This window comes from Mycobacterium sp. (genome assembly GCF_049281135.1).
Classification (GTDB): Bacteria; Actinomycetota; Actinomycetes; order Mycobacteriales; family Mycobacteriaceae; genus Mycobacterium.
Map to the genome: position 1 here is coordinate 1 of NZ_JBAPRN010000769.1, position 4328 is coordinate 4328.

Annotated in this window: 3 protein-coding genes and 1 pseudogene; 2 read left to right on the forward strand and 2 right to left on the reverse strand. The window is 65.7% G+C overall.

All coding sequences use genetic code 11. From position 1 onward, the window contains the following. Positions 1–242 (forward strand): annotated as a pseudogene (locus tag WAN02_RS30380) (hypothetical protein); the annotation flags it as partial. Between the two features lie 109 nt (positions 243–351). On the opposite strand, the gene fdhD reads toward WAN02_RS30380, so the two are convergent. Both fdhD and WAN02_RS30390 read right to left on the reverse strand, forming a co-directional pair. Continuing rightward, a complete protein-coding gene (fdhD, locus tag WAN02_RS30385) occupies positions 352–1206 on the reverse strand; it encodes a formate dehydrogenase accessory sulfurtransferase FdhD (RefSeq protein WP_422269087.1) in 855 nt (284 codons plus the stop codon). 380 nt (positions 1207–1586) lie between these two features. Then, on the reverse strand, positions 1587–3974 hold the full coding sequence (locus WAN02_RS30390) for an FdhF/YdeP family oxidoreductase (RefSeq protein ID WP_422269088.1): 2388 nt from the start codon (positions 3972–3974) through the stop codon (positions 1587–1589). A gap of 172 nt (positions 3975–4146) precedes the next feature. Here WAN02_RS30390 and WAN02_RS30395 point away from each other — a divergent pair. Then, a partial coding sequence (locus WAN02_RS30395; RefSeq protein WP_422269089.1) for a catalase occupies positions 4147–4328 on the forward strand: 182 nt, incomplete at its 3' end.

The following is a 4328-nucleotide window of genomic DNA, read 5'->3' on the forward strand; positions in this document are numbered from 1 at the left end:
GCCGAGTGCAGTACCTCGCCGCCGTGTGGGATTCGGCGGCGCTGGCCGCCGCGCTCGCCGCTGCTCCGCCGCGAGTGCGGGATCTGTTGCCCGGCAACGCGGTGACCTCTGTAGTGGGCGACGTCGCCGACGTCGACACCCCTGAGCAGCTTGCTGCGGCGCGGGCTCGCGCCGACCGGCGTTCGGGCCCCGCCCCGCCGAGGGACGGCCCGGCCCTACACATCGGGGCGGCTCAGCAATGAAGCGACGTTTCTGTATCAGCTGTGGGTGCGCGATAGCTGACGATCACACCGTCAGCCATGAAGCTCCCACCTCCCACATCAATGCGGCTCGAGCATGCGCTGACGCCCATTAACCGTTCGGGTCAGCTGCAATTCGCGGCCGCGCGATGACGCGGTCGGGTCGGCTGTAAATGTTCATCGAATCGCCCCGCAGGAACGCAACCAGTGTCACGCCCGCTTGCTCGGCGAGGTCGACCGCAAGCGAGGACGGCGCCGACACCGCCGCCAGCAGCGGTATCCCGGCCATTACCGCCTTCTGAGTCAGCTCAAACGACGCGCGCCCACTGACCAGAAGGACGCTGGCGTTCAGCGGTATCCGGTCATTTTCTAGTGCCCACCCAATGACCTTGTCCACGGCGTTGTGGCGGCCGATGTCCTCGCGGACAACGAGCATCGCGCCGTCGAGGTCAAACAGGGCGGCCGCGTGCAGACCGCCAGTGCTGGCGAAAACCTTCTGCGCCGAGCGCAATTGGCACGGCAACGCGGTGAGAGTGGATGCGCTGATGCTCGCCGGCTGGCCGGCCGGGCGGTAGCGGCTGACGAGTCGTACAGCCTCAAGGGACGCCTTGCCGCACACTCCGCATGAAGACGTCGTATAGAAATTGCGGGTGACATCGACGTCCGGGGCCGGCACGTCGGGTGCCAACGCCACGTCCAACACGTTGTAGGTATTGGCGCCATCGGCGCCGGTGCCACTGCAGTAGCGCACCGTCACCAGATCGTCGCGATGCCCGACGATGCCCTCGGTCAGTAAAAAGCCCTGCGCGAGTTCGACATCGGCGCCTGGCGTGCGCATCGTCACGGTAAGTGGTGCGCCGTTGACGCGGATCTCCAACGGCTCCTCGACGGCCAGCGTCTCCGGCCGCCTCACCGCATTATCTGCGCTGAGGTGCTTGGCCGCGCGGCGCGTTGTTAAGCGGCCCATCTGAACCAGCTTTCCGTCGCCGCCGTCATCGGTGCACGCGTATCCATAGTTCTCGACAATCGGCTTTCGGCGGATCTACTGCGTCGCTGCCTAGTGTATGTCCAACAGCCGGTAAACCTCGCCGTTGTTGCGGTTGGGGGCGATTCCGGCCTCGCTGAATTCGCGCCGCACCCGCCCGGTACCCGCTCACCAGCGAGCGTGGGCGCCAACGCCTTGCGGAACCACCGCACCCGCGGCGATAAGCGAGCCGCCTAGTGCGCGACGAAGTGATCGCCGGCGAGCTCGGCAAGCGCTTGCCGCTCTAGGTGTGGTGACAGACCGGGTCTGGCATCCAGTCGAGCAATGACAATGTCAACGTGGGCCGGCCTCCAACGACACCTTCAGCCGCCGGCGGGGCTTGCACCCGTCGCAATGGTTGCCGGGCCAGTCACGGCGGGGGTGACCTCGACGATGAGGTGCTTGGTCAACGGTTGTTCGCTCTGCTGGCTGCGGTCCGAGAGCGCGCACAGCAGGTTCAGCTCGGGCATGTAGCCGAATACGCTGCCGCAGGGGGTGTTGTAGGCCACGGCGCGGTAGCCGTACACAGAGCGGGTGCTGCCGTCGCGGGCGAAGCTGGTGATGTCGATGAGGTCGAACTCATTCAGCCCGCGTTCGCGCATGTCTTCGGCGTTCATGAACAGCGCGGTGCGCAGGTTCTTCAGGCCGCGGTAGCGGTCGTCGTCGGAGTAGATGGTGGTGTTCCACTGGTCGTGGGACCGCACGGTGGAAAGCGTCAACCGTCCCGGCGGTGGCACGATGTCGGGCATCGGCGTAGTGGAGAATTCCGCGTGTCCGGACGCGGTGAGGAAGACTCGCTCGCGGGCTGGCTGGCGGATCCGAAACCCCAGCGGTCGGCGTGCGCGGCGGTTGAAGTCTTCGAAGCCGTCGAGCACCTTGGCCATGACGTCGCGGATCCGGTCGTAGTCGCCGATGTAGGACTCCCACGGTGTGGCCGACGCCGGCAGGGTTGCGCGGGCCATGCCGGCCAGGATCGCGCACTCGGACTTCAGCTGCGGGGATGCTGGCTTTTTCATCCCGAACGACAGGTGCACCATGCTCATCGAGTCCTCGACCGTGACGCCCTGCTCACCTGTCTGTTGAACGTCCTTTTCGGTGCGCCCCAGGCAGGGCATGATCAGCGCCGTGCGCCCGTGTATCAGATGGCTGCGGTTGAGCTTGGTGCTGACCTGAACGGTGAGCTCGCAATTGCGCAACGCGGCGAACGTCGCCTCGGTGTCCGGCGTGCACAAGCTGAAGTTTCCGCCCATGCTGACGAACACCTTGACGTCGCCGGCGAGCATCGCCTGGATCGTCTCGACGGTGCCCAGGCCGTGCTCACGCGGTGGCGTGATCGAACACACCTCTTGCAGCCGGTCGAGCAGCTGCTTGCCCGGCCGGTGGTCGATGCCGCAGGTGCGGTTGCCCTGCACATTGCTGTGGCCGCGCACCGGTGAGGGGCCGGCCCCTTCGCGGCCGATGTTGCCGCGCAGCAGAAGCAGGTTCACGATTTCGCGGACGGTGTCCACTCCGTGTTCCTGCTGGGTCAATCCCAGACACCAGGAAGCCACCGTGCGGTCGGCACCCAGATAGACCTCGGCCAGTTCTCGGATCGCTTTCTCCTCGACTCCGCACTGGTGCACGATCTCGGGCCAGTCGGTCTGCTCAACCAGCGACCGGTAGGCCTCGAAACCGCTCGTAAAGCGCTGCAGGAACTCCTCATCGATGGCCTTGGGGTCGGTCTGCGCACGCTCGAGGACAACCTTCGCGACCCCGCGCAGCAGCGCCAGGTCCCCGCCCACGCGGGGCTGAACATTCATGGTTCCGATCTTGGTGGCGTGGAACGTAGCCATCGCGAGGATCTCGTGCGGCACGATCGTGCGACCGCTGGCCGCCTCGATGAGCGGGTTGATATGCACGATCTGCGCGCCGCGCCGATGCGCTTCGGTGAGTGCGGTCAGCATCCGCGGCGCGTTGGAAGCGGCATTGACACCCATCACCAGCAGCAGGTCGGCCTTTTCCCAATCGTCGAGGTCGCAGGTGCCCTTACCCGTCCCCAACGACGCGGTCAGCGCCCGGCCGCTGGCCTCATGGCACATGTTGGAGCAGTCCGGCAAGTTGTTGGTGCCGAACTCGCGCACCCACAGCTGATACAGAAACGTCGCCTCATTGCTGAGCCGCCCCGATGTGTAGAACGACGCCTGATGCGGGCTCTCCAACCCGCGCAGCGTCGACCCGACCAACTCAAAGGCGTCGGCCCACGAGATCGGCACGTACTTGTCCGACTCGGCCTCGTACACCATCGGTTCGGTCAGCCGACCCTGGTCCTCCAGCGCGAAATCCGTCCACCCCGACAGCTCGGTCACGGTGTGGTTGGCGAAGAAGTCGCGGTCGACCCTTTTGCGGGTCATTTCCCAGGTGACGTGCTTGATGCCGTTCTCGCAGATGTCCAGGTGCAGACCCTTGCGGTCATCCGGCCATGCACATCCCGGACAGTCGAAGCCCGCGTTCTCGTGGTTCATCAGCTGGATCGCACGAGTGCCGGCAACCAGTTCCCGGCTCTGCGCCAACACCTTGGCCACACTGCGAGCCGCACCCCAACCGGCGGCCGGATGGTGATAATCCTCCTGGGAATACTCACCACCGGCGTTGGGACCCCGCCCCACCGCGGGATGACCGGGCTCACCCTGCCCGAGCAGGTGGCCGCTATTAGGTTTCTTATCGTCCGTCATCGCGAAGCCCTTCGTCCGTCTTCCTGCTGGCGACGGCTCACCGCAGTTGAAACGGTGGCGTCGACGCCGACTGGGAGTGATCGCACATCGGGGTCCGGGTGGGTAGCACCCCGCCGCGGGGCCGAGCGCGGATCGTTTCCTGACACTCCTAGCGTTGCAGGCCAATGGTGTCGTGACTAGCACCAATCTGCGGTTTGGGAGGAAACCGTGTTGTCCCGTCGGCAGTGACGAGCACTCGCTCACAGTCGCAGGCAACGGCCCCGTCCTGCTGCAGGATGCCTACCTGATCGAGAAGCTGGCCCACTTCGTCCGCGAGCGCATCCCCGATCGCGTGTACCACGTCAAGGGCGGCGG

What these genes read in the sequence shown, in the direction of transcription:
- WAN02_RS30390 (WP_422269088.1), bottom strand. Translation starts at nt 3,974, where the DNA reads ATGACGGACGATAAGAAACCTAATAGCGGCCACCTGCTCGGGCAGGGT.
- fdhD (WP_422269087.1), bottom strand. Translation starts at nt 1,206, where the DNA reads ATGGGCCGCTTAACAACGCGCCGCGCGGCCAAGCACCTCAGCGCAGAT.